24 protein-coding genes and 1 pseudogene are annotated in these 26,847 nt (G+C 39.3%); 14 read left to right on the top strand and 11 right to left on the bottom strand.

Features of this window, described 5'->3' with window-relative positions; all coding sequences use genetic code 11:
- The first annotated feature begins 45 nt into the window (after positions 1-45).
- Entirely contained in the window at positions 46-1,272 is a 1,227-nt protein-coding gene (gene fdhA / locus M1D98_RS19480) for a formaldehyde dehydrogenase, glutathione-independent (RefSeq protein ID WP_456279880.1), read from the top strand.
- Positions 1,273-1,305: 33 nt separating this feature from the next.
- On the opposite strand, the gene M1D98_RS19475 is transcribed toward fdhA, so the two are convergent.
- Positions 1,306-1,719 carry a hypothetical protein gene (locus M1D98_RS19475; protein WP_456279879.1) on the bottom strand — a complete coding sequence of 138 codons (414 nt, stop codon included), beginning with the start codon at positions 1,717-1,719 and terminating at the stop codon, positions 1,306-1,308.
- A gap of 184 nt (positions 1,720-1,903) precedes the next feature.
- On the opposite strand from M1D98_RS19475, the gene M1D98_RS19470 reads away from it, so the two are divergent.
- The 5 genes from M1D98_RS19470 (at position 1,904) to M1D98_RS19450 (ending at position 7,555) form a co-directional block, all read left to right on the top strand.
- The gene (locus tag M1D98_RS19470; protein WP_003236479.1) at positions 1,904-2,074 is read left to right on the top strand and encodes a CxxH/CxxC protein; all 171 of its coding nucleotides are present in this window, start codon (positions 1,904-1,906) and stop codon (positions 2,072-2,074) included.
- 80 nt (positions 2,075-2,154) lie between these two features.
- The gene (rlmH, locus tag M1D98_RS19465; protein ID WP_003226975.1) at positions 2,155-2,634 is read left to right on the top strand and encodes a 23S rRNA (pseudouridine(1915)-N(3))-methyltransferase RlmH; all 480 of its coding nucleotides are present in this window, start codon (positions 2,155-2,157) and stop codon (positions 2,632-2,634) included.
- 123 nt (positions 2,635-2,757) lie between these two features.
- Entirely contained in the window at positions 2,758-5,061 is a 2,304-nt protein-coding gene (locus M1D98_RS19460; protein ID WP_268533252.1) for an ATP-binding protein, read from the top strand.
- 129 nt (positions 5,062-5,190) lie between these two features.
- Positions 5,191-5,898 carry a hypothetical protein gene (locus M1D98_RS19455; protein ID WP_268533250.1) on the top strand — a complete coding sequence of 236 codons (708 nt, stop codon included), beginning with the start codon at positions 5,191-5,193 and terminating at the stop codon, positions 5,896-5,898.
- Entirely contained in the window at positions 5,891-7,555 is a 1,665-nt protein-coding gene (locus M1D98_RS19450) for an ORC-CDC6 family AAA ATPase (RefSeq protein WP_268533248.1), read from the top strand. Before M1D98_RS19455 ends, M1D98_RS19450 begins: the two co-directional genes overlap by 8 nt.
- 540 nt (positions 7,556-8,095) lie before the next feature.
- Here M1D98_RS19450 and fbp read toward each other — a convergent pair.
- The gene (gene fbp / locus M1D98_RS19445) at positions 8,096-10,021 is read right to left on the bottom strand and encodes a fructose-1,6-bisphosphatase (protein ID WP_100739599.1); all 1,926 of its coding nucleotides are present in this window, start codon (positions 10,019-10,021) and stop codon (positions 8,096-8,098) included.
- A gap of 455 nt (positions 10,022-10,476) precedes the next feature.
- Here fbp and M1D98_RS19440 point away from each other — a divergent pair, with 455 nt between their 5' ends.
- Both M1D98_RS19440 and M1D98_RS19435 read left to right on the top strand, forming a co-directional pair.
- Complete coding sequence (locus tag M1D98_RS19440) at positions 10,477-11,106, top strand: ATP-binding cassette domain-containing protein (RefSeq protein ID WP_456279878.1); 630 nt, start codon at positions 10,477-10,479, stop codon at positions 11,104-11,106.
- 20 nt (positions 11,107-11,126) lie between these two features.
- Entirely contained in the window at positions 11,127-11,849 is a 723-nt protein-coding gene (locus M1D98_RS19435; RefSeq protein WP_100739593.1) for a peptide ABC transporter permease, read from the top strand.
- 59 nt (positions 11,850-11,908) lie between these two features.
- Here M1D98_RS19435 and M1D98_RS19430 read toward each other — a convergent pair whose 3' ends face one another.
- Entirely contained in the window at positions 11,909-12,064 is a 156-nt protein-coding gene (locus M1D98_RS19430) for a hypothetical protein (RefSeq protein WP_100739591.1), read from the bottom strand.
- Positions 12,065-12,092: 28 nt separating this feature from the next.
- Complete coding sequence (locus M1D98_RS19425; protein ID WP_268558780.1) at positions 12,093-12,803, bottom strand: GntR family transcriptional regulator; 711 nt, start codon at positions 12,801-12,803, stop codon at positions 12,093-12,095.
- Between the two features lie 156 nt (positions 12,804-12,959).
- Between M1D98_RS19425 and M1D98_RS19420 the strand changes: the two genes are divergently transcribed.
- From M1D98_RS19420 to M1D98_RS19410, 3 genes are all read left to right on the top strand, one after another.
- Positions 12,960-14,828, top strand: coding sequence for a beta-glucoside-specific PTS transporter subunit IIABC (locus M1D98_RS19420; protein WP_268551545.1), 1,869 nt, complete (start codon positions 12,960-12,962; stop codon positions 14,826-14,828).
- Between the two features lie 13 nt (positions 14,829-14,841).
- A complete protein-coding gene (gene bglA / locus M1D98_RS19415) occupies positions 14,842-16,281 on the top strand; it encodes a 6-phospho-beta-glucosidase BglA (RefSeq protein WP_268551544.1) in 1,440 nt (479 codons plus the stop codon).
- Between the two features lie 272 nt (positions 16,282-16,553).
- The gene (locus tag M1D98_RS19410; protein ID WP_268558779.1) at positions 16,554-17,906 is read left to right on the top strand and encodes a polysaccharide pyruvyl transferase family protein; all 1,353 of its coding nucleotides are present in this window, start codon (positions 16,554-16,556) and stop codon (positions 17,904-17,906) included.
- 112 nt (positions 17,907-18,018) lie between these two features.
- Here M1D98_RS19410 and M1D98_RS19405 read toward each other — a convergent pair.
- The 3 genes and pseudogenes from M1D98_RS19405 to M1D98_RS19395 all read right to left on the bottom strand — a co-directional run.
- A pseudogene (locus M1D98_RS19405) lies at positions 18,019-18,141 on the bottom strand (hypothetical protein); the annotation flags it as partial.
- A gap of 220 nt (positions 18,142-18,361) precedes the next feature.
- Positions 18,362-18,559, bottom strand: a complete 198-nt coding sequence (locus M1D98_RS19400) for a helix-turn-helix transcriptional regulator (RefSeq protein ID WP_268558778.1) — start codon at positions 18,557-18,559, stop codon at positions 18,362-18,364.
- 51 nt (positions 18,560-18,610) lie between these two features.
- A complete protein-coding gene (locus M1D98_RS19395) occupies positions 18,611-20,353 on the bottom strand; it encodes an ABC transporter ATP-binding protein (protein WP_268558777.1) in 1,743 nt (580 codons plus the stop codon).
- Positions 20,354-20,762: 409 nt separating this feature from the next.
- Between M1D98_RS19395 and M1D98_RS19390 the strand changes: the two genes are divergently transcribed.
- The 3 genes from M1D98_RS19390 to M1D98_RS19380 are packed head-to-tail and all read left to right on the top strand — an operon-like array spanning position 20,763 to position 21,107.
- Complete coding sequence (locus M1D98_RS19390) at positions 20,763-20,858, top strand: GatA family leaderless bacteriocin (protein WP_268558776.1); 96 nt, start codon at positions 20,763-20,765, stop codon at positions 20,856-20,858.
- 31 nt (positions 20,859-20,889) lie between these two features.
- Entirely contained in the window at positions 20,890-20,982 is a 93-nt protein-coding gene (locus M1D98_RS19385) for a GatB family leaderless bacteriocin (RefSeq protein WP_198530920.1), read from the top strand.
- 32 nt (positions 20,983-21,014) lie between these two features.
- Positions 21,015-21,107: a GatB family leaderless bacteriocin gene (locus tag M1D98_RS19380; RefSeq protein WP_268558775.1), complete on the top strand. Its 93-nt coding sequence runs from the start codon at positions 21,015-21,017 to the stop codon at positions 21,105-21,107.
- Positions 21,108-21,368: 261 nt separating this feature from the next.
- Here M1D98_RS19380 and ahpF read toward each other — a convergent pair whose 3' ends face one another.
- The 4 genes from ahpF to gntP all read right to left on the bottom strand — a co-directional run bounded on the left by ahpF (position 21,369) and on the right by gntP (position 26,825).
- Positions 21,369-22,898 (bottom strand): alkyl hydroperoxide reductase subunit F, encoded by a 1,530-nt coding sequence (gene ahpF / locus M1D98_RS19375; RefSeq protein ID WP_100739580.1) that lies wholly within the window; start codon positions 22,896-22,898, stop codon positions 21,369-21,371.
- A 13-nt stretch (positions 22,899-22,911) separates the two neighbouring features.
- Positions 22,912-23,475 carry an alkyl hydroperoxide reductase subunit C gene (gene ahpC, locus M1D98_RS19370; protein WP_003219098.1) on the bottom strand — a complete coding sequence of 188 codons (564 nt, stop codon included), beginning with the start codon at positions 23,473-23,475 and terminating at the stop codon, positions 22,912-22,914.
- 574 nt (positions 23,476-24,049) lie between these two features.
- The gene (gene gnd, locus M1D98_RS19365; RefSeq protein WP_121641598.1) at positions 24,050-25,456 is read right to left on the bottom strand and encodes a decarboxylating NADP(+)-dependent phosphogluconate dehydrogenase; all 1,407 of its coding nucleotides are present in this window, start codon (positions 25,454-25,456) and stop codon (positions 24,050-24,052) included.
- A 22-nt stretch (positions 25,457-25,478) separates the two neighbouring features.
- Positions 25,479-26,825 (bottom strand): gluconate permease GntP, encoded by a 1,347-nt coding sequence (gene gntP, locus M1D98_RS19360; protein ID WP_121641597.1) that lies wholly within the window; start codon positions 26,823-26,825, stop codon positions 25,479-25,481.
- Positions 26,826-26,847 lie beyond the last annotated feature (22 nt).

Below are 26,847 nucleotides of genomic sequence, written 5' to 3'. Positions count from 1 at the left end.
GACGAACCGAAGTCATGTTCAAGGGCGCAAAGCCCAAAACCATGAATGGGAGGAATGGCGTTGACTGGAAACAAAGCGGTTGTGTACAAAGGCAAAGGATCTGTAGCGGTGGAGGATATCGGTTATCCTGAGTTAATCTTGAAGGACGGGCCCGGCGTTCCAAAGGCGAATGTGAACCGAAAATGTGAGCACGGGGTGATTTTGAAGGTGCTTACCACAAACATTTGCGGAAGCGACCAGCACATGGTGCGAGGCCGTACGACGGCGCCTGAAGGCTTGGTGCTCGGGCATGAAATCACCGGAGAAGTGATTGAAACGGGAAGGGATGTTGAATTTATCAAAAAAGGCGACATTGTATCCGTTCCTTTCAATATTGCCTGCGGGCGCTGTGTGATGTGCAGAACGCAAAAAACGCATGTGTGCCTGAATGTCAATCCGGATCGGCCGGGATCGGCTTACGGCTACGTCGATATGGGCGGCTGGGTCGGCGGGCAGTCTGAATACGTCATGGTGCCGTACGCCGATTTTCAGCTGTTGGTGTTCCCGGATAAAGAACAGGCGTTAGAAAAGATTCTCGATTTGACGATGCTGTCCGATATTTTTCCGACCGGCTTTCACGGGGCGTATACAGCGGGCGTGCAAACAGGTTCAACCGTTTATATCGCGGGAGCGGGTCCTGTCGGTTTAGCAGCTGCACACTCCGCCCAGCTTCTTGGCGCTTCGACGGTGATTGTCGGTGACCTGAACGAAGACAGACTGGCACAGGCGAGAAGCTTCGGCTGTGAAACGGTCAACGTGCAAAAACACGACCGCCTTGGCGAGCAAATTGAACAAATACTAGGTGAACCGACCGTTGATGCCGCAGTGGACTGTGTCGGCTTTGAAGCATCTGGACACGGCAGCCAAGGAGAAGCGCCAGCCGCCGTACTGAACTCGATCATGGACGTCACCCAGGTCGGCGGAAGCCTTGGCATTCCGGGCTTATACGTGACCGAAGATCCCGGTGCAAAGGATGCTGACGCCAAAACAGGCTCATTAAAAATTCGCTTCGGTCTCGGCTGGGCCAAAGCCCACACCTTCGTCACCGGACAAACACCTGCCATGACATACAACCGCAATTTGATGAAAGCGATCCTGAGCGGCAGAGCGCACATCGCAAAAGCCGTCAACGCCACCGTCATAACGCTGGACGACGCGCCAAACGGCTATAGTGACTTCGATAAAGGCGCAGCCAAAAAATTCGTTATCGACCCGCATGGAATGCTGAAGTAAGAGAAAAAGCCGGACGTTCTCAGAACGCCGGCTTTATTGCTGGTCATCTGTTTCTTCAAAGCGATCTCCTGATTCGTCTTGGACGATGAAATCCCCTTCGATTTTGTCCAGTCCAATCAGAATATAAGGGTTACTCTCATTTGCCTTGGGAGCGGGTTTTCGCTTCACAGTTACAATCGTTTCTTTAGGCGAGAATTTGACGCCTGACACCTCAAGCTTCTTATCCTTCTCTCTGCTTCCAAGAGACACAACAACCATTTTTTTGCCTTCTGAAATGGTGAAGACTTGATATCCTTTTACGTCATCATGCATTTGAAGGTAATTAGTGTATATTTCTAAGTCTGGACTCCCTTCACCGATTCGATCTTTCTCTAACACCCAATAAGACGGCTGACACCCAGCAAGCAACAACATGAACACAAAAAGCCAAACCCATCTAAAGCGCAAATGCAGACCTCCCCAAACATCGGTTACAATCAAACTAACACACGAGCGAAATAGAGTCATCAACAGCTTGTTTGTCGAATTGTGGATAAAACTCAGCCCGAAGCACTACTAACATGTGAATAAATAGGTTATATTGGGAAGAGAACATTTACAAAAACGCAAGAAACCATCGGAGGATTTGAACATGAAACAAACGTATTATTCCTGTGAAGAACACATCGAAACCGTGCTGGATATGTACATTGACGACCACGAGCTGCCGCCCGAAATCAGAAAAATCGAACATACTAACAGTTTATCCACAGCCTGTGAATTATGTGGAGACCCCGCAGTATATATAGTAGGGAACGAATGATCTTACACAAAATACAGAAAAGATATCCACAATTGTGGAAAACATATATGAATAACTTGTTTCTAAAGTGGGGATGACCTGTGAATATCAATATTGTGACAATCGGAAAACTAAAAGAAAAATACCTCAAGCAAGGCATTGAAGAATACACAAAACGACTATCGGCCTACGCAAAAATCGACATCATCGAACTCCCGGACGAAAAAGCGCCGGAAAACCTAAGCGACCAGGACATGAAAATCATAAAAGACAAAGAAGGCGACCGCATCCTATCCAAAATCAGCCCCGACGCCCACGTCATCGCCCTCGCCATTGAAGGAAAAATGAAAACATCCGAAGAACTAGCCGATACAATAGATAAGCTGGCTACATATGGAAAAAGCAAAGTCACCTTCGTCATCGGCGGCTCACTCGGATTGAGTGACGCAGTGATGAAGCGAGCGGATGAGAAGCTGTCGTTCTCGAAAATGACGTTTCCTCATCAGTTGATGCGGTTGATTCTGGTGGAGCAGATTTATCGGGCTTTTCGGATTAATCGTGGGGAGCCTTATCATAAGTGAATGAGGTTTTAGGATTGGATACAATACAAAAGAATGAAGTATACTTCAATTGTTCTATAGCAAACCGATTTTTGTGAGGGATAAAATTAAGTAGTTACTCTTTTTGAGGGGTGAGATTGTATTGTGAGAGTTAGAATAGATTCAAAAAAAATAAGTTCCTCATCGAACATAAAAAATAACATCAATTATGATGTAACTGTAAATGAAATTAAAGAACAGTTAACGCAACAATTATTATTTGGAAATAATTCTTGTTTCTTAATATCTGGATATAGAGGCACAGGGAAAACTACATTAATTAAAAAATTGGAAGAAGAGATACAAGAAAAAAATTATATATTTGTACACTTAAATCTTTCTAAATATGAAGATTATTCATTAATACTGAGAAAGCTAATAAGAGAAATATACCTCACATTATCTTCTAGTGAAATATTTGAACAAATAAAAAATAAACAATTAATAAATAATATTGAATTACTGTATGATCACACATTTTACGAAATTTTTAGTAGTTCTAATATCAAGAATTTAAAAGAGGTTAATAGTAATTTGGAAGGAAGTTTTAATTTAAAGGATATAGTTAAGTATTTACTGCCAATAATGGTAGTAATACTAACAAGCTTAAATATTAGCTTTGATATCTTTCCTATGCTTTTTAAGCATTTGGATGTCAGCTTACTATTGTTAAGTATATGCTGGTTCATTATAGATGGGTTTAAATTAAAACTAAAAATTCAAAAGAGAAATTCCTCTATAGAAGAATTAAATAGAAAGTCATTATATGACGATGAAATAGCTGAATATCAACTAAGAAATATGCTAGAGGATCTGAAGAAAGAAAGTATAAAAATAATAATTGTTCTAGATGAGTTAGATAAAATTGAAAACGAAGCTGATATGACCAGTATAATATCTAATTTGAAACCACTGCTGTTATCAGATTTAGCGAGTTTTATTGTTATATCAGGGCAAAAGTTATATTATAAATTTATAAATGCAAGCGTATTAGATGATTCAATTATGACAAGTATTTTTGCAAAGAATATACATATTCCATTGACTACCAATATAGCTTTAGAGAAATTGTTTAATTCGTATGTAATCGATTCAGGTAGTATTAGTATTGAATTAATAAGTCATTATAAGGATTCATTAATTTTAAATTCTTATAGAACATTGAGAAGATTTAACAATTTAATTTTACAAAACATAGAGTGGGATAGTAATGAATCTTATTTATACATAGATGAATCCAATTTAGATTCTTATAAAACTGATTCAATAATATTAGAAGTAATAACAAAATTAATTGAAATAAAAATAGATAGCTATGATTATGAAAGTGGAGTTAAAGATTTTTTAACATATCAACTATTTTTATGGACTAAGAAAATGAAATTAAAAGGTAATACATATTTCACCAATAATGAAGTGTATAATTTTGAAGAAGATTACTCAGAACAATATCCAGTTTGGACAAAGTTTCAGCTAAATGAAATGTGTAATGATTTAATGAATATGTTATTAGATAAAGATTTACTTGAAAAAAAGGAAATCAGTGGTGATGAAGAAACCTATTATAGATGGACAACAAAGGCGAATATAAAGATAGATGGTATCAGTAATGATCAATCTCAAGGAAAAATGAAATTTTTAGAAGGCATGATAGAGATTGAGAGATATTGTAGAGATATATTGGCGGATTTGGAAGAATATAACCATGAGTACAGTAAACGTAATCTTATGAAGTTGATAGAACAATTAGTAAACATAGGTGTTGTAAGGGAAAGGTGGTTAAGTAATAAAAACAAATATTTATATAGATTAAGTAATAAAATTAGACATGGAGAAACTTTAAGCATTAAAGAGGTTGATGACATTGTCCAGAATGCCAATTATATTAAGATTTTAATATCTGAACTAATTGAAGGGTATTGTTTTTATGTTATTAACAGATATCTAACAGGACTTGGTTACAATGTATATAACAGTAATAATGATATAGTTGTAAATAATTCATTTAATCAATTTGATATATTGGCAATGAATAATAAATTAGGAGATATTATTTTTGAAATAAAGTACAGAAACATTACATCAAGTAATGATATAGATTTAGGTTATAGATTAATACACTTATTAAAAGAATACAATGCTAAGAACCAAAAAAGAAACAAATTGGTAATTTTTTGGTTCTCGAAAGAAAGTAGAAAAGCTTTTGAGCAGTTTGAAAATGCGATCAATAGAGTAATTATAAATGAATACAATGAGTTGCAAGGTGATATATATTTATTTTATGCATCTGAATATAGAACTAATTTTAGTACTGGAAGAATGGAGGCTTACTTGAATAAAGTAATCCAACCTCCTCTTTCGGGTACTGAAAATGAAATAGCAGCAACTACGGATGATAACTTCATTTAGATAGAACACGGAGAGTTATATCATAAGTGAATGAGAATCCATATCTTAGTTTTTGATTTGAATTTCCAGTTACTGATATCTTTTTATAAACTTTTGATAGAATAGATATGGAATTTAGGAGTGAAAGATATGAATTTCTTACAACAGATGGAAGACTTTGACTTATATATGCATGATCTTGTGAAGCAACATTTTGAAGAACATGATAAGGAAATAATTGAGCTATATAGTTTATTAGAGTGCCTAACTAACTTGAATACTATATATCCTAATATTGAATCTAATATAATTATGGATGAAGTTAAGACAGATTTATTCTCTTCAATATACTTATCAACTAAGGGTATGTACAGAAATGCATTTATTTCATTAAGAAGCAGTCTAGAATTAGGTATTGGTTATCTCTATTTTCTAGATAATAACTTAGATTACATAAAGTGGACAAAGAACAAATTTGATTTAAGTTGGAGTAGATTAAATGATGAAAAATATGGAGTTTTAAGAGTAGACTATTTAAAACTTTTTTATGAAACAGAGAATTTGGATGAAGCTTATGAAGTTTTAATTGGTAAATGTAATTCTAATTATAGAATTTGTTCGGAATATACTCATGGTAAATATGGATATATGAAAACAAATTTATCAACAAGGTATGAATATGATGAATACGATTATAAAAAATTTATAGATTCTTATAAAGAAGTTGTAACTTGTTTGATAATCTTGCAAGTTATTCGCTTTAATAAATTCCTAAATAACTTAAACTCAGAATATCTTGATGATGTAGAAGTTATTTTGAAATCCGAAGGTTTAAAGGAGATTCTAGTTTATGAATAATGTTTTATACAGAACTGAAGACATTAAGGATAATGAAATATTAGATTATTTCGTTGAATCAAAAATGGATAGAGATATAATTGAGAGTCTCAAATCAAAGTCACCTATTCTACTTATGGGAAGCCGTGGAAATGGTAAAACCATGCTTTTGAAGGTAGCAGAACAAGAGTTAGATAATAGTTTTAACGATAATCGTACGTTAAGTGTAATTGTAAGTTTTAAAAAAGCTGGATTTTTACATGAGGATGAAAGTAATTTTTTTAATTATTGGATGATGTCAAAAATTTTGATTGCCCTGAAAAGGAAATTGAGAAAAATTACTGGAATAGGGGAATTTAATTTATTTCAGGAATATTATACATCAAGACTTGAATCCGAAGAAGATATTATTAGTAAGCTTGTTTCCTTTTCCGATAAACTCGAAAAGGCTTCAAAAAAACGTACCTCTCTAGAAAAAGAGGAGATAAAGCAACTAGCAGAGGGAATAATTGATGATATAAAGCCTGTTAGTGAAATTGAATATTTTCAAGAAATTATTGAAGAATTATGTGAAAGTACCGGTATAGATAGAATAATATTATACTTTGATGAAGCGTGTCATAACTTTATTCCTTATCAGCAAAGGGAATTTTTCACTCTATTTAGGGATTTAAGGAGTCCTTATATTTCTTGTAAAGCAGCTGTTTACCCAGGTTTAACTTCATTTGGAACTTTCCAACCCTTTCATGATGCAGAACTGAAAACTATTAACAGAGATATTTTAAATGACTCGTATATAAACAATATGAGAGAAATACTAGAAAAACAAATGCCCGAAGAAAGTTTTGCAAAGCTTCTTAGAACGGGTCAATTACTAAACCATTTAATATATGCTTCGTCTGGGAATCCTCGACTTTTACTAAAGAGCGTGTTTTCTGCTACAAATGAATTTAAAATAGGTTTAAAAACAAATTTAGTCAATGAGACAATTAAAAATTTCTATCGTAATGATATTTGGTCTGAGCATACAAAAATAGCTGACTTATATAAAAATATTAAGCCTTTAGTTAACTGGGGTAGAGACTTTATAGAAGATGTTGTAGTACCCGATACAATAAGCAAAAATAATGATTGGGCATTAAAAGAAGAAGATAGCCGCCAAACCTCGTTCTTTTGTATCCATAGGGATGCTCCTGAATCAGTAAAAAAAGCAATGCGTTTATTAGAATATTCAGGAGTAGTAATTCTTCATACTCAAGGAACGAAAGTAAGAAAAGCAGTGTATGACAGATATTTATTAAATGTAGGTATAATGGTTTCTCAAGAATCAAATCCATCTGATTTACTAGTTAAAATAATGCCTAACTTGTCCATTAAATTATATACAGATTATGGGATGAATTCTTCTAAGTATCCTGATTTACGTGAAATAAATGGAATAACAGATTATCAAGGCGGAGAAGAAATTATAAAGATAATTTTACAGAAATCTGTAAATGAATTAGATTTAACTGACTATCAAAAAAGTTTATTGATTGATGCAGGAATAAATACAATCGAACAAGTCTTATCTGGATCGGAATCTGATTTAATGAGAGTTCCTAATGTCGGGAAAAAAAGATCCAGAAAAATATGGAATAGTGCTTATAATTCTGTAATTGAATATGTATCAGGATAATAAAAAACGTGAGACTCTTTGATTAAAAGATTAATTATGAGAAGATTTATCTTTATTACTGAAAGGAAGATAAATTATTCAATAAAACTACTCTTCTCCTTTATTATGTTAAGTGATTGAAATCTCATTTAGATACAACGCAGAGAATCGTATCATAAATAAAAGGAGAAAGTTGTAAACAAAGGTAGTATTCTTACTGGATGGAACGGGTAATGACTTCGAAAAATCATCGTTATCCGTTTCGCATATAGTTGTGTAAAAGGGTAAAGGGTTTTATATGTTGACTTCTGTAAAATCAAAATTTATTTTAATTTTATTAACCACTCTTTAACATCCTTTTGTTAGCTCAATTGCAATTTTGTTTAATAAGTTGTTGAATCATTTATTTTTTAAAAATTCGTCTTTGTAACATATAACGTCCTCTTATATTTAGTACTAGCCTATTTAGGTACTTATGCCGAGCAGATAACCAGACTTGTTACAATTTGCAGTGCTAAATGAGTAGAGCCCAGAGAAAGTCATCCCTGAACCCCACATCCCTCACTTCATATACCGATACTCCCGCAAACTCTCCAAAATAGCCACTTCCTGCAACAATTCCTCACCCACATTCGTTTCCTTCACTTTCTTCCGTTCAAGCTCTTTGTCCACTAATCGTTTCACCGTTAAGACGTCGGTTCCGGTGCTTAGGACTTCTGCCTTGGAGTTGAAGTGTTTATGGGCGACGAGCTGCATGCCGTAGGAGTTGTATAGCAGCGTGTAGCCGGCGATGCCTGTTGTGGATTGGTAGGCTTTGGAGAAGCCGCCGTCGATGACGATCATTTTTCCGTTGGCTTTGATTGGGTCTTCTCCCTCGATTTCTTTTACGGGTGTATGGCCGTTGATGATATGGCCGTTATCTGGATTGAGGCCGAATTCTGCCAGGATGTTTCGGCAGGTTGCCTCGTCTTCACGTAAATAGTAATACGGGTTTTTCTTCTCTTTATGCGTTTCCTTCTCTTTAATGAAATAGCGCTCAAATGTCGTCATGGCACGTTTTCCGAAGAGAGAGGAGGATTCGCCTGTCCATAAATACCAGACCATATCTGTGGCCAGGTCATCGGTTTTGTCCGGATGGGCAAACGCTTCCCGTAAGAATCGCTCAAATACATCGAGCAGCTCGCGGCCCGCATAGGCTTTGTCCTCAATCATCATTGTTTCCATATTGCCGTTTTCATCGACAGGAATACAGCCGTGAATTAACAGGTTGCCGTTATATTTTAAATAAAGGCTGCCTTTTTTCATCATAAACTTCATATGGCGGCCCAGCTTTTCAGAATGCTGAACGGAGAATAGCAGCTTGTCCATGACTTCTGCTTCTTCTTCTAATAGCTCATCAGGCTGTTCCGGGTTAATCGTCGCAAAGCAGGTGTTTTCCAGTTGATATGTTTTTCCGTGCAGCGTGATTTCGTTTTTGTCATAATCTATTTTCTCTAGTAACAACCGTTCCTCCATATTAAAGTTCGGCCGTCTCTTAATAATCGGGCTCTCAAGCTTGAATTGAATCATCGCAATCGCTTGATGGATTTTTGTAATTTGCTTTATCTCAGCCTCTGGCCTGTTTTCGTCTGCTTTCGGACGGAACGCTGGATTATCGTCGTAATATTTTTCCGCCAGGTTCAGCAGCGGTCTCAGGTTGATGCCGTATACGTCTTCAATAATATCCAAGTTGTCATAGCGGGCGCAGATACGGATGATATTGGCCAGACATACTTTGGAACCGGCATAGGCGCCTATCCAAAGCACATCGTGATTGCCCCACTGAATATCGACAGAATGGTAGTTGATTAGTTCTTCCATAATCCGATCCGGCTGCGGACCGCGGTCGTAAATATCGCCGACAACATGCAGATGGTCGACCACCAGTCGCTGAACGCTGTAAGCAAGGCCGGTGATCAGCTTATCAGCCTGGCCAAGTTCAATAATCTGATCTATGATTTCAGAGTAATATCGCTCCTTGTTGGCGGCTTCTTCTGTTTTATACAGCAGCTCCTCCGTAATATAAGCAAACTGGGCAGGCAGTGCTTTGCGCAGTTTGGAGCGGGTATACTTCGAGGAGCAATAAGAAACGAGCTTAATCATTCTGTTTATCGTTTCTTTATACCAATCATTCAATGCTTCTTTCGTATCAAAGTCGTGTTTGATTAACTTTAGTTTATCTTCTGGATAATAGACCAATGCTGCTAATTCATCAATTTCTCTATCGTAAATGACACCGCTGAAAATATCGCGAATTTTTTCTTTTACTCGTCCTGAACCATTACGCAGCACGTGCTGGAAGGCCTGATATTCCCCGTGCAAATCACTGACAAAATGCTCGGTGCCTTTTGGCAGGTTCAGAATCGCTTTCAAATTAATGATTTCCGTTACCACTTTTTCTTCACAATCGTATTTTTGCGCGAGTAAATCTAAGTATTTGCTTTCCAAAATCGTCCATCCCCTTTATAGAATAAAGCTGTCCCTATTGATAAGCTTTTGCATGATAAGGTGAATTTAAAAGTGTGACATTCTTTTTCATCATTGGACCTTTATATGATAGTACCGCATAACGCCTTTTAGAGACAATGAAAATGAAGGGAAAGAGGTGCATGAGATGAGCGTGGGTCAAGAAAAGCGGAAAACAGAAGATAAACGTAAGGAAGCTAGAGCTAAAAAAGAAGGTTTTACAGATTTGGTTAGTGCTTATTAATCATAATGGAAATTAGTCTTTCGTTGAACTTATAATACTATATATTGTAAAATGGAGAAAAAGATTCCGTAGCTCTCCTTACGCTGGATCTGAATCGCTAATCCGAAGAGTTGCCTCAAATAAAGACATGAATAACCAAATTTCAGAGCAGAAATGCTTAATGCTGATGTCAATATTTTTAGGGAGTATGCATATGAACATAGCGAATTATACATTAAAAGTGAAAGGCAAAACGTTACTTCAGGACACTGACTTACATTTTTCGAGTGGGAAAATCAATCATGTTGTCGGAAAAAATGGGGTCGGCAAATCACAGCTTGCTAAAGACTTTTTGTTGAATAATAGCAAACGAATTGGCAGAGATATTCGTCAAAATGTATCTTTAATATCTAGCTCCTCGAATATACCTCATGATGTTTCTAAGGACTTTTTATTACACTTTTTAAGCGAAAAGTTCGATTCAGAGAAGATAAATAAGATTGCACATTTACCTAATCTTGATAATATCGACGGTAAAGTTCTTATTAAGAATTTGAGTGATGGGCAAAAGCAAAAATTAAAACTGCTTAGCTTCTTACTAGAGGATAAACATATTATTGTTCTAGATGAAATAACGAATTCGCTAGACAAAAAAACAGTTATAGAGATTCATGGCTTCTTAAACAAGTATATTCAGGAGAACCCAGAGAAGATGATCATTAATATTACACACGATCTGTCTGATTTAAAGGCGATAGAAGGGGATTATTTTATATTTCATCACCAAGAAATCCAGCAGTATCATTCAGTGGATCAATTAATTGAAGTGTATATAAATGAGTAATAAAACAGTGGGGGCTTAAGATGAAATTAGAGTTTAAAAAAAGTATGAGCAACAAAGTTTTCATTATTTTAGGAGCAATGTTCGCGTTTTTATTTTTACTGGGGTATTTTTTGCTTGTTGGAATCGATAAAGTCAGCCATGTTACACCTGAGATGTTTTTCTTTAGCTCCTATACCGTTGCGACCCAGTTTGGTTTGATGTTATTTTCATTTGTTATAGCTTTCTTTATTAATAGAGAGTATTCAAACAAAAATATTCTCTTTTACAAATTAATAGGGGACAACATCTATACCTTCTTTTATAAGAAGATAGCTGTTTTATTTTTGGAATCTTTTGCGTTTATCGCGCTAGGCCTGCTAATCATTTCGTTGATGTACCAGGATTTTTCGCATTTCACATTATTACTGTTTTTATTTTCAGCAGTTATACTGCAGTATATTTTCATCATTGGTACGATCAGCATGCTATGTCCGAATATATTAATTAGCATAGGTGTAAGTATCGTTTATTGGATGACTTCTGTTATTTTAGTTGCTGTAAGCAACAAAGTGTTTGGTTTTATTGCTCCATTTGAGGCAGGTAATACGATGTATCCCCGAATCGAAAGAGTATTGCAATCTGATAACATGACACTTGGGAATCATGATATGTTATACATTATTTTATATTTAGTTTCAATCATGATCATAAATGCGATTATACTTCGCTTTTCTAAAACGAGATGGATCAAAATGGGCATATGATAAAGGAAGCTACTTCTCTTAGTGAAGTAGCTTTTTGCTTTTTGTGTGCATCTATATCGTTATTTTTCTTTCACCATCTTTATAAAGAGGAAAAAGATAATGAATACAATAAAGTAGTTCATTGGATTCTTAAAGATGCTCATCTCTAGTGAAATCTGTAAGAACATCCATAGCACGAAGATGGCTAGTATGGCAAGAATGATGATTTTGTACATGTCGACCACCTTCCATAGTGAAGCAGCCCTACAATAAAAAACTATTCGCCTGCACCACAAACTGCGACTGCTCATAATTATAAGAAATCTTCGAGAAATCAAACGGGACGCCATTCGTCAGGTGAAAAATACTTTCTATATATAGCTTCGGAAGTCCAGCCTTCAGCCCCAAATATTCCGCTTCTTCCTCATTAAGCTGTCCCACGTGCAGAAACAAATCAGAAAAACCAATCTTCAATCCCAGTCCTTCCCGGATGTAATGGAAGATGGAGTGGGAGACGATTTCGTTGTTCAAATATGTGATGATGGATTTGTTGTAATAGGATTCCTCGTAGCAAAGGGTTTGGCCGTTGATGTAGCGGACCCTTTTGACAAAGTAGACGTCCTCATGAAGTCCGATGTTGAGGTTTTCTGCTGCCTCTTGTGTAGGCTTTCTCACGTCCAGTTCAATGACTTTTGAGGTGATATTGAAATCCTCAAGGTCTTTTTTAAATCCTTGATTCGACAGAAGGCTGATGTAGCCTTTTCGTTTATGCTTTCTGACGAAGATGCCGCTTCCTCTGAGCTGAAAGATCGCGCCTTTTTGCTCTAATAGATCCAGGGATTTTGTGATTGTGCTTTTGCTGACTTCAAAATGGGCCATGAGGGTTTCTAGCACTGGCAGTTTGTCTCCCTGTTTCAGCTCATGTTCTTCTATATACTTTTCAATCTCTGCTGCGATTTGCTGGTACTTTAACATACGCATTCCTCATTTATTCGTTAGTTTCACTTAAAGAAATTATAGCATAAACCGCTTACAATTATAGTTGATGAATAAATATTTTGTTTGAGTATTGATAAATTATACCGGTACAATTATAATGAAAGCGTAACCAAAACAAAGGGGTGGGTGAAAATGTCGGGGAAAGTGAGAGATTATAGCAGACTAGCAAAAGACATTTTGGAGGCCGTAGGCGGGGAAGAGAATGTCATTGGAGCTTCTCGCTGCGCGACGAGGCTTCGATTGGTGCTGAAGCGGTCTAACCCTAAAGCGAAGGATATCGTGAAATCGATGCCCGGCGTCATTACGGTTGTAGAGAACAGCGGCCAATTTCAGATTGTCATTGGACAGCACGTAGGAGAAGTCTTCGAAGAATTTTCAAAGCTGGTCAATATCGATCTGTCTGAGGAACAGAGCGAGAATAAAGGGACGATTCTGAACCGGATCATTGCGACGATGTCAGCGGTGTTTGCGCCGTTTGTGTACATTCTGGCCGCTGCTGGTATTTTGCAAGGGGCATTAATTATCATTAATTTATTGTTTGATGGCTTTGAGAAAACAGGAGCTTATCAGGTTTTTAGTTTCATATCTTGGGCGCCGTTTACGTTTTTGCCTATTTTTATCGCAATTACGGCATCAAAGCATTTTAAGACGAACATGTATATCGCTGTAGCGTGCTGTGCCGCGTTAGTCAGTCCGACATGGGCGGAGATGGCTGTTCAAATCGCAGACGGAAAGAGTATTTCTTTCTTAGGGATTGCTTTATCGGAAACGACATACACATCCTCCGTACTGCCGCCATTATTTTTAGTGTGGATATTGTCTTATCTCGAACGATTTTTGAATAAGAGAATGAACGAAGTGGTCAGGCCGTTATTTGTTCCGTTTCTGTGCATGGTGGTTATGGTGCCGTTAACGATCGTCCTCATTGGCCCTGTGACAACATTAGGCGCAAATGGGATTGCGAACGGTTACAACTTCTTGGCGGAAAACGTGCCGGCTTTAGCTGGAGCGATCATAGGCGCCTTCTGGCAGGTCATCGTCATCTTTGGCGTACATTGGGGCATCACGCCGATGGTATTGGCGAATTATGATTTATACGGACGTGATTCATTCCAGGCGTATCAAACGATTGCGGTCATTGCACAGGTTGGGGCGGTCCTTGGCGTCATCCTGAAAGCGAGAAACAAGGAAACGAGAAAAGTCAGTGTTTCAGCTGGGGTCACAGGCTTGTTCGGCATTACAGAGCCGGCGATCTACGGCGTGACCTTGAGATTTAAGAAACCATTTATTTTTGGCTGTATATCTGGTGCGATTGGGGCAGTTGTGGCAAGCTTTTTCAATCCGTATTACTTTGCGTATGCGGGGCTTCCGGGACCGCTGACGATCGTGAATGGCATCAATGAACAATTCCCGGCGTCTATTTGGGGCATTTTGATCGGTGCAGCGATTGCGATTATTCTCCCTGTTGTGCTGATTCAAATCTTTGGCTATGGTGAAGATACAGCTGCACAGGCGGAAAAGGAACATGTTCAAACGGCACAGGCAAATGAAGAAACAGTATATGCACCATTTAGCGGCAAGGTCATCCCGCTTTCCGACGTGCCTGATGAAGTATTCAGTTCAGGTGCGATGGGACAAGGGCTGGCGATTGAGCCATCTGATAATAAGCTTTATGCTCCGTTTGACGGAACCGTCGTCATGGTCGCGCCTACAAAGCATGCAATCGGCCTTCGTTCGGCGTCTGGCGTCGAATTGCTTGTGCATATCGGACTGGATACAGTGACATTAGACGGCACCCCTTTTGCTTTGAAAGTGAAAGAAGGAGATACAGTCAAAAAAGGCGAAGTGCTTGTTGAATTTGATAAAGCGATCATTGAAGAAAAAGGGTTATCAACGATCACCCCGGTCATCATCACGAATTCACATGCGTATCAGGAAATTCTCATTGAGGAGCTTGAAGAAAGTGCGTTAGGCCAAAAATTATTTACAGTTGTAAGCTAAGGAGGAATAAAACATGGGACATATGCCAAAAGATTTTTTATGGGGCGGCGCATTAGCTGCCCACCAATTTGAAGGCGGATGGAATCAAGGCGGGAAAGGGCCGAGTGTCGTTGATGTGATGACTGCGGGTGCGCACGGCGTGCCGAGAAAAATTACGGATACGATTGAAGAGAACGAGTTTTATCCGAACCATGAAGCCATAGATTTCTATCACAGATACAAGGAAGATATCGCTTTGTTTGCAGAAATGGGCTTAACATGCTTGCGGACGTCCATTGGGTGGAGCCGGATTTTCCCGAAAGGCGATGAGGCTGAACCGAACGAAGCGGGCTTGCAGTTCTATGATGATGTGTTTGATGAATTGCTGAAGCATGGGATCGAGCCGGTTATTACCCTGTCTCACTTTGAGATGCCGCTGCACCTGGCAAGGGAATACGGCGGCTTCAGAAACCGGAAAGTCGTGGACTTCTTCGTGAATTTCGCAGAGGCTTGTTTCAAGCGTTATAAAGATAAAGTGAAGTACTGGATGACCTTTAACGAGATCAACAACCAAATGGATGTGAGCAATCCGCTGTTCCTATGGACGAACTCGGGTGTTACGGTGGGCGAAAACGAAAACGCCAAAGAAGTCATGTACCAAACGGCGCACCATGAATTAGTGGCGAGCGCTTTAGCGGTGGCAAAAGGAAAAGACATCAATCCAGACTTCCAAATTGGTGCCATGGTGTCACATGTGCCGATTTATCCTTTCTCCTCCAATCCTAAAGATGTGATGCTGGCTGAAGAAGAAATGAGACAGCGGTATTTCTTCCCGGATGTGCAGGTTCGCGGGTACTATCCGAGCTACGCGTTGAAAGAATTTGAGCGAGAAGGCTATGACATCACTTTCGAAGATGGCGATGATGAGATTTTACGAAACGGAACCGTCGATTACTTAGGCTTCAGCTATTACATGTCAACCACTGTGAAAAGCGATGTGGAAAATGATAATACAGGCGATATCGTTAACGGCGGACTGCCAAATGGTGTCGAAAATCCATACATCACATCGAGTGACTGGGGCTGGGCAATTGATCCAACCGGGTTGAGATATACGTTAAACCGTTTTTATGACCGGTATCAAATTCCGCTATTCATCGTGGAAAACGGCTTTGGCGCGGTGGATACGGTGGAGGAAGACGGCAAGATCCATGATCCGGAACGCATCCAATATTTGAAATCACATATTGAAGCATTGGAAAAAGCAGTCATTTATGACGGTGTAGATTTGATAGGCTACACGCCGTGGGGCATTATTGATATCGTCTCTTTCACAACAGGCGAGATGAAAAAGCGCTATGGCATGATCTATGTTGATCGTGATAATGAAGGAAATGGTTCCATGAAGCGGTATAAGAAAGATTCATTTGAGTGGTACAAAAATGTGATCCAAACGAATGGCGAAGAATTATAAGAAGCGGCCCGAATCATGCACTTTTTACTGAGGTGCCTGATTTGGGTTTTTTTATGTAATGTAAACAGATACCTATTGATGGGGGTATACTTCCAGTCCCGATCGCTATGTTATGATTTCACCTGTAAGACCCTTTTTTGTATAATTGACTATTAGAACGGAAGAGAGGGAGAGAATGTGTGAGAGAAAAGGGATGAAAAATGAAGAACATGAGAGAGTTCCCTAAGCAAATCTCCTACTAAAAATTTTGGTGAGAAAGGGGCAATATGACATTGAAAAACATTTTAATCAGAGCTGGCATATCACCGTTCGATACATTCAATGCAGCTGAAATGATTGTTCGCAACTCCATTGGCGGAAACGTAGGAAACTTAGTATATGCCTATAGTGTGTTTCGTACGCTGATGACAGAAGGAACGACGATAACTCCTGATTATTATCGGATTCATCCGGCGGATGCGGAGAAAATCAATGAAAAATATGATATGTATATTATTCCGCTGGCAGATGCATTCCGCGAGGATTTTGTGCCTTCTTTACGGAAATATACCCAATTAATTAAAAAGTTAACCATTCCGGTTGTTGTGATTGGTGTTGGTTTGCGGGCTCCGTTTGAACCAAAACTAAATGAAGGTTTTCCTTTTGATGAAGATGTGAAGGCGTTTGTGAGTGCCGTGCTGGAAAGATCAAATATGATCGGTGTCCGCGGTGAAATTACTGCGAAATACCTTTCCAGATTAGGATTCCGTGAAGGCATTGACCACACGGTTATTGGCTGTCCATCTATGTATGCATTTGGCAGAGAGCTGAAGATTAGAGAAACCAATATCACACCGGAATCAATGGTGACGGTTAACTCATCAAGGCTGTCTCCAAAGCATGTGCTGGACTTCATTACGAGAAGCATGAAAGAATTCCCGAACCATTACTTTATCCCCCAATGGCGAAAAGAGATGATTCTGACGTATGCCGGGGCGCCTGCGATAGCGAAGCCTGCCAATAATTATCCGGTAAGCATGGAAGACCCGGCTTATCAGAATGATAGAGTCCGGTTCTTTTTAAATGTGCCGACTTGGCTGGATTTCCTGAGACAAGCTGATTTAAGCTTTGGCGCAAGGCTGCATGGGAATATCGCGGCGACGATTGCCGGAACACCGAGCCTTCTGCTTCCGAAAGACGCCAGAATGCGGGAATTAGCTGAGTACCATCAGTTAACGCATATCATGGCAAATGAGATAACGGAGAAAACAAAACTGTCAGAGTTAATTGAAACAGTCGATTTTCAACAGCCTGAAAAACGGCAAGCGCAAAACTTTGACCACTTCATCAGCTTCTTGAATCAAAATGAATTGGATCATCTTTATAAAGAGAAAGCGACTCCTGATACCGTTCCTTTTGACGAAAAACTATCTAACACGAAGCTTCTATCGCCTGTGACTACAGTTAGCGGCTGCAGTTCCACAGAAACAGCGAAACGCTGGGAAGCGCTAATGGCACTAGAAAATGCCAAGAAGGAAAAAACCATTAAAGATCTAAAGCACAAGGTCAAAAAGTATCAGGGCACTTTAAATAGAAAATCAGTGCGTTTCGCTCTAAAAACAGCGAATATGCTGAGAGTGAAGTGATGTTTCACTAACATTACAACTATATTACAAATGGATAAAATATGCAATATAGTTAGAATAAAAAAAGAAAGCCGCAATGCTGCCAATCTGGCAATATTGCGGCTTTCTTATATTAGTTGCGGATAAGGTAATCAAATGCGCCGAGAGCGGCAGTTGCACCTGATCCCATGGAAATAATGATTTGGTTAAACGCACTGTCTGTGCAGTCGCCGGCAGCGAATAAGCCTGCCAACGCGTTTTTAACTATATCTAGGGGAGTCTCCGTTAAAGCTTTTGGTTGAGCTTGAATAGGAAGAAGGATTATTTGAAGCCTAAACATGAAAAAGATGTATAGACCATTGCATTTAATTGTTAAAGGAATTTTTAGATAAAGCAATCTTATAGAGTAAAGTATAGAGGATATTATATAAATGACAGTGGTGTCCTCTATGTTTCCTAAGGGAATTACGCTTAATTCATTGAACTTTCCAAAACAAGTCATTTAGGGTCTTACCTAAAGCTAAGCAAATATCAGTACAAAGCTTTAAAGTAGGGTTATATTTCCCTAACTCTATAAGACCTATAGTTTGACGAGTGACGTTTACAATTACCGCTAATTCTTTTTGTGTTAACCCTTTTTCTAATCTTGCTCTTTTGAGATCAGTGTTACACAACTTAATTTACACCTCTATTTAACAATTACAAATAAAAACTTAGAGTTTCACTCAGCTCATTACCTTTTTAATCTCATTAGATTTAGAATGTTTCACTAAATTTATATATGTTTCATTTTGTTGCATGAGATCTTTGTGAGTTCCAATTCCGCAAATTTCGCCTTTATTTAGAACTACTATTTGATCTGCATTTTGTATTGTAGAGATACGATGAGCAATTATAATTGTAGTTCTTCCTGTTAAAAGGTTATTTAATGAGTTTCTAATAGCATTTTCCGATTCCGAGTCTAAATTTGCTGTTGCTTCATCTAATAACAAGAATGGAGAATTTCTTAGCAAAGCTCTTGCAATTGTGATTCTTTGTTTTTGTCCTCCTGAAAGGTTTGCGCCTCTTTCACCTACTTGGGTATCATATTCATCTGGAAGCTCCATAATAAAATCATGACAATTAGCTAAAATACAGGCATTTATGATGTCCTTTTCAGATACAATATTGGAATTCCCGTACAATATATTTTCGCGAACTGTTCCAGAAACTATATCTGAATCTTGAGATACATAACTAAACATACCTCTCCATTGATTCAAATCAATATCAGTATAAGAAACTCCATTCAAAATTATATCACCTTGATCAGGAGCATAAAACCTCTCTAATAGGTAAAATAATGTGGATTTTCCAACCCCACTGGCTCCTACAATTGCTGTTGTAGTATTAGGTTTTATTTCAATAGATATGTTCTTTAATACCGGCTTTTCATTATATTTAAAGCTAATATTATCAATAATTAAACTGCCCATTTGCGGTTTTGATTGTGCAGGTGTCGATATACTTTGTGGGTTCTCTTCCTTTTTTTCTAGAATATCAAATATTCTTTGAGTAGCTCCAGAAGCTGACTGTACATTTGTAATAAATCGACTAAAGGTTCCTACAGGAGCTACTATTTGAAATAAATACAAAATAAAGGCCATTAACTCTCCAGAAGTTAAATATCCTGAATTAACACGATATGAACCTAATCCAACAACGCCAACTATCATAAGTGTAATAATACTAGTTAACAATGGAATTAGAATTGCTTCAATTTTGGCTCTTTTAAGCCCGTTCTTATATAAGGAATCAATATGTTTATTTCCATAATCAATTTCAATTTTTTCTGCATTATAAGCTTTTACTAGTCGAATATTACTAAGAACATTAGACAAGAAACCTGAAAACTTAGAAGTTTTTTCTTGTTGTTCGTATGAAACTTTATAAATCTTTTTTGCAATCGGTAATACTATAAAAAGTATTAAAGGGATTAGAGAAAGTAAAGCTAGGGTCATAGGAATATCTAATATAAAAAGAATAACTAATGATCCGATTATTGATAATATCCCAGAAAATAAATCTGCAATATCTGTTGATAGAAGATTCATTGTCACAGAAGTATCATTAGTAACACGGCTTATTATTTCCCCTGTTTGATTACTATTGTAAAACTCAACATCAAGTCTTAATAATTTCCTCCAAATTTTTTCTCTAAGTTTTGCAACAATTTTTTGTCCTACAAAAGCTAAAAGATAAAGAGAAATAGACATTGAAGTTAACTCTAGTAAGAATAAAATGATTATTATGGTCAATAAACCAGCAGAAAATCCACTAGTTAACACTTCAATCTGTTCTTTAATTATTAACGGAATAATTAAAGAACAAGCTGTATTAATAAGACTTAATAATATACCTATAACTAAAGGTGTTTTTGGAGGGGATGTTTTTTTCCAAAGAGCACTTAAACTACTTTTGTTTTCCACGCAATTGACTCCTTTTGGGAATATAATATTAATTAACCATGATTAATTATACTTATATTTACCAGTGAGTCAAACTATATGTTCTAGAAAAAATAGTTATTTGGAGTTAGATTTTAGTCTAAAAATCCTCCCCTATACACTTGTACGGGGGAGGAAAGATTTAAAATAACTACTCATCAATAAAATCTCATTTTGTTAGAAGAAAAAGTAAGCCACCTAAAATACAAATGATTATAAAGAAAATAGTTGAATCAAAAAAAGATTTTTCCTTTTTCATTTTAAATAACTCCTTTCAATTTTTAGGATAAAAGTATTGACTATTTCCTGAAATTATATTAATCTCTTCATGCGGATAATATTAACATTATTTATCCTAATATTTCAAATGATTTAGAAAGAAGGTGAGAAAATGGGTGCTATTATAAGAGGTGGCTTAAAAATTATTGGTGGCGGAGCTGCTAACTGGCTAGGTTGGGAAGCTGGTAGTAGAATTGTTGGAAAGTAAACGATATTGATTACGGAAAAGAGGTGAGAAAATGGGAGCAGTAGCAAAATTTTTAGGGAAAGCATTTGTTGGTGGAGCAGCCGGAGGCGCTACATACGCTGGGCTTAAGAAAATTTTTGGATGATTTTTAAACGTGTTTAGAAAGAAGGTGAGAAAATGGGTGCTATTGTAAAAGGAGCTTTGAAAGTAATCGGAGGCGGCGCTGCAGTTGGCGGTACAATTTATGGTCTTGAAAAACTATTCAAGTAGTTTAGAGCAGGACAGGTAATGGTTTGTTGACAGCAAGCCATTACCCCCTTTTATTAAAAATATATTTTTGACTATCAAAGAAACATATATATTGCTTTAAGAATAACTTAAAGCAATATATATGTAAAGTCTTTTTTTAAACTACGTTTAGGAGTTTATTTAAACCCTTAAATGATATATTGTAAAAAGACTGTACTATAGCAATTAATTTTAAAGAAAGCCGCAATGCTGCCAATCTGGCAATATTGCGGCTTTCTTATATTAGTTGCGGATAAGGTAATCAAACGCGCCGAGAGCGGCAGTTGCACCTGATCCCATGGAAATAATGATTTGGTTAAACGCACTGTCTGTGCAGTCGCCGGCAGCGAATAAGCCTGGGACGCTTGTCGCGCCGTGCTTGTCGACGATGACTTCGCCGATGCGGTTACGTTCAACTGTTTCATCTAACCAATCTGTGTTTGGTACGAGGCCGATTTGGACGAATACACCTTGGAGTTCAACATGTTTTTCTTCGCCTGTTTCACGGTCAACGTATGTGATGCCGTTTACGCTTTGATCGCCTGTGATTTCTTTCGTTTGCGCGTTTTTCACGACAGTGACGTTAGGCAGGCTGTAGAGGCGTTTTTGCAACACTTCGTCTGCTTTCAGTTCTGGCGCGAATTCAAGCACAGTGACGTGTTTGACGATGCCTGCAAGATCAATAGCAGCCTCGATTCCGGAGTTTCCTCCGCCAATGACCGCTACGTCTTTGCCTTCAAACAATGGCCCATCACAGTGCGGGCAGTATGCGACACCTTTGTTTTTGAACTCTTGTTCACCAGGTACGTTGACATTGCGCCAGCGGGCACCTGTTGACAGGATCACTGTTTTACTCTTCAGAACAGCGCCGTTTTCGAGTTCAAGTTCGAAAAGGTCTTTCTTTTCAAGGCGTTTTGCGCGCTGAAGGTTCATGACATCAATATCATATTCCTTCACGTGCTCTTCAAGGCTTGCCGCAAGCTTCGGACCTTCTGTCGCTTTGACGCTGATGAAGTTTTCGATGCTCATTGTGTCGAGAACCTGTCCGCCGAAGCGTTCAGCGACGACACCAGTGCGGATGCCTTTACGGGCCGTGTAGATCGCTGCGCTTGCGCCAGCAGGTCCGCCTCCGACAACAAGAACGTCAAACGGCTCTTTGTCCGCAAATTCAGATGCGTCTGCGCCGCTGCCCATTTTCGCAAGAATTTCTTCAAGCGTCATACGGCCGCTTCCGAAGGATTCGCCATTGAGGTAAACGGTCGGCACTGCCATGATGTTTTTGCTTTCAACTTCTGCTTTGTATGCTGCGCCGTCGATCATCGTGTGCGTAATGTTCGGGTTCAGCACGCTCATCATGTTTAAAGCTTGTACAACGTCAGGACAGTTGTGGCAAGTCAGGCTGATATAAGATTCAAAGTGGAATTCACCGCTGATCTTCTTCACCTGGTCAATGACTTTTTGGTCTACCTTAGGCGGTCTGCCGCTCACTTGAAGCAGCGCCAAAACCAATGAAGTAAATTCGTGGCCTAGAGGGATACCGGCGAATGTAACACCAGTGTCTTCTCCGACACGATTGACACTGAAGCTTGGCGTTCTGTTTAATTCAGCTTTTTCTACTGTAATTTTAGATGACATGGAAGCCAGCTCATCAACGAGAGCCAGCATGTCCTTAGAAATGTCATCTTCACCTGCGCTCACTTTGAGAACAATGTCATTCTCAATAAGCTGCATGTATTGATTTAATTGTGCTTTGATATTTGCATCAAGTACCAATGGAATGCACTCCTTAGATTTTACCTACTAGGTCAAGGCTAGGTGTAAGAGTTTCGCCGCCTTCTTCCCATTTAGCCGGGCAAACTTCACCTGGGTTTTGACGAACGTATTGTGCTGCTTTTACTTTGCTGATCAGGTTGCTTGCGTCACGGCCGATACCGCCTGCATTGATTTCTACAGTTTGGATGACGCCATCTGGATCGATGATGAAAGTTCCGCGGTCAGCTAAACCAGATTCTTCGTCAAGAACGTCAAAGTTGCGAGAGATCGTTTGAGAAGGGTCACCGATCATTGCGTAAGTGATTTTGCCGATTTTTTCAGAGCTGTCGTGCCAGCCTTTGTGTACGAAGTGTGTATCTGTAGAGATAGAGTATACTTCAACACCTAATTCTTTAAGTGCAGCGTATTGCTCTTGAAGATCTTCAAGCTCAGTCGGGCATACGAAAGAGAAATCTGCTGGGTAGAAGCAGAATACGCTCCATTGACCTTTCAAATCTTCGTTTGTTACATCGATGAATTCACCGTTTTTGAATGCTTTCGCTTCGAATGGTAGTACTTCTTTTCCGATTAAAGACATAATATCTTCCTCCTAAATGTATTTGAAAGCAGACTTGCTTTCGATAATAATTCTAATTATATACCGATTATTAATTAATATATATTTTTTGTCAAGCCAAAACCCATTATTCACTTGCTTTTTTTCATCCTATTTAAGGTATGACAGGAAGAGTATTGGCATTTCTTTTCAAGCAGATGAAAATGTAAATATGGGCTGTTTCTCAATTAGACAGGGTTTTCTGGGACTAATGTGAATCAGCATGTCAGTCCGTCTAGGCATTTGAACATTTTATGAGACCATGGGCAAGGGGCAGAAAGATACGATTTGAACATATACCTTCAGTTCTCATACAATAAACCGATATAGAAAGTAAAAAAATAGAACGGAGCAACAAGCATGTCAACTTTTACATTATTTTCTTGGGGGCTGTTTCTCGCTATTATTGTATCACTGTTTATGATATTTAAAACATTACTTATGTCTCCTGTTGTTTGGGTGATTCTGTTATTGCTGTTTCTCTTTTTTAGAGGAAAGAAGAAATAAGATAAATAAACACGGTTCAGTTGAAACTGACCGTGTTTTTTGATGGCTGTTATTCAGCCCAATTCGTATGAAAAACGCCGTCCATATCTGTTCGTTCGTACGTATGGGCGCCGAAGTAATCGCGCTGCGCCTGCAAGAGGTTCGCATTGGAACGTCCTGTGCGGTAGCCGTCGTAATAAGAGAGCGCGGTGGTTAAGCATGGGAATGAGATTCCTGTGCTGATGACCTCGCAAACGACTTTTCGCAGGCCTGTTTGATAGCTTTGCAGCTTATCTGAGAAATAAGGCGCGATCAGCAGGTTTGACAGATTTGGCTGGTCGCTGAATGCTTCGCTGATCACGTTTAGGAAATCTGCGCGGATGATGCAGCCGCCGCGGAAAATTAAAGCGATGTCTTTGAGCGGCAGGTTCCAGCCGTAAAGCTCAGATGACATTTTGTATTGGGCAAAGCCTTGTGCGTAGGCGCATACTTTCCCCATGTAAAGTGCCTGTCTGACGTATTCAACCCAAGTCTCTTTATCGAAGTGTTTTTCTTCAGTTTCCGGGCCTGCTAACACTTCTTGAGCTGCCATCCGTTCTTCTTTTAAGGATGACAAGTAGCGGGCGAATAAGGACTCTGTGATGATGGTGGACGGAATGCCGTTATCAATCGCCTGCATGCTCGTCCATTTTCCGGTGCCTTTTTGGCCGGTTTTATCAAGGATGACATCAATCAGAGGCTGTCCTGTTTTTTCGTCTTTTTTGCGTAAAATCTCAGCTGTAATTTCTATTAAATAGCTTTTCAGCTCACCTTGGTTCCATGTTTCAAAAATAGATGCAATCTCATCGAGCGGCAGGCGCAGTGTTTCTCTTAGAAACGTGTACGCTTCTGCAATCAGCTGCATGTCGGCATACTCAATGCCGTTGTGCACCATTTTTGTAAAGTGCCCTGCCCCTTTAGGGCCGATGTAGACACAGCACGGATCTTCTCCGACTTGCGCTGCGATTTTTGTCAGGATAGGAGCGGCTTTGTCATAGACGTCGCGATCCCCGCCCGGCATGATGGAAGGCCCTGTTAATGCCCCGACTTCGCCGCCGGAAATGCCGATTCCAAGGTAGCCGATGCCTTTTTCCTTCAGCTCGTCATATCTTCTTTCTGTATCTTCATAGTGGGAGTTGCCCCCGTCCATGATGACGTCGCCTTCTTCAAGCAAAGGCATTAATGATTGGATGACGGAATCTACGGGTTTCCCCGCTGTGACCATCAGAAAGATTTTTCTTGGTTTCTCTAACGATTGAACAAAATCCTTGAGCTCGTAGTACGGGCTGAGAGCTTGTCCATCCAGCTTTTGGACAAGCTGGTCCGTTAAGTCTCTGGTGTAATTATAGACGGCGACGTTTTCACCTTTGTTTGCCATGTTTAAGGCGATATTGCTTCCCATTACGCCTAAGCCTATGACACCAATCGTATTGAACATGTGTTACAGCTCCTTCTTAATTTCATACAACTAAACTTAACAATAATATGAATCCAAGTCCAGCAACGGAAATAATCGTTTCCAGCAATGTCCATGTGGCAAATGTTTCTTTCATGCTTAATCCGAAGTACTCTTTGAACATCCAGAAGCCGGCGTCATTGACGTGCGAAGCAATGACACTTCCGGCGCCTGTTGCAAGCACGACTAATGCCAAGTTGACATCAGAATGTCCCAATAACGGAATGACGAGCCCTGTTGTGCTTAACGCGGCAACGGTGGCTGATCCTAGAGAAATGCGGAGGATCGCCGCGATGAGCCAGGCCAGGACAATTGGCGACAATGCCGTTCCTTTGAAAAGGTCTGCCACGTAATCGCCGACACCGCCGTTGATCAGCACTTGTTTGAAGGCGCCGCCTCCTCCGATGATCAATAGCATCATGCCGATTTGCGAGATGGCTGCTGAACAAGAGTCCATCACGGTTTTGACTGGAATGTTGCGTGCGATGCCCATTGTATAGACTGCGACCAATAACGAAATAATCATAGCAGTCGATGCGTTTCCAATCAATCGAATAAAAGCTAAAACGCCGTTGTCCGCAAATCCGATTGTTTCTTGAAGCAGGTCGATAATGGTCGCGACCGACATGATGATAATCGGAAGCATTGCAGTAAAGACGCTGATTCCGAAGCCGGGTGTCTCCTCAAGCTTGAACGTTTTTTGCGTGCCGAGTGATGCGATGTTGCCGTTTTTCGCGAATGATGCAGGAACGATTTTTTTCGCGATCTTTGTAAACAATGGCCCTGCGATGAGCACTGTCGGAACAGCAACGATAAAGCCGTACAGCAGCACTTCCCCAATGTTTGCGCCGTACTCACCGGCAATGGCCGTAGGCCCCGGGTGCGGCGGCAGGAATCCGTGCGTGACGGAGAGCGCTGCGACCATCGGAATTCCAAGATATAAAATAGAAATCTTCAATTCTCTTGAAATCGCAAATACAATCGGAATTAATAGAACCAATCCTACTTCAAAAAATAATGCAATCCCAATAATGAATGAGGCAATGACAACGGCCCATTGAATGTTTTTCTCCCCGAATTTATTGACGAGTGTCATCGCGATGCGCTGTGCGCCTCCTGAATCCGCGATCAGCTTGCCCAGCATCGCACCAAGCCCGAAGATGAGCGCGATGTGGCCAAGAGTTCCCCCTATTCCTGCTTCTATAGAGCTGACAACTTGATCGAACGGCATCCCGAGTGCCAATGCCACGCCGAACGATACGATCAGCAAGGAAATAAATGTGTTTAATTTTAAGCCCATTATCAAAAGCAGTAAAGCTAAGATCCCAAATGCAACGATGATTAATGGCATGATAATGCCCTCCCCTTCATGT

The sequence above is a fragment of the Bacillus sp. K7 genome (genome assembly GCF_053903245.1).
The sequence above is the reverse complement of the archived record's forward strand: the minus strand, read 5'-3'. Positions and strand labels throughout refer to the sequence as shown.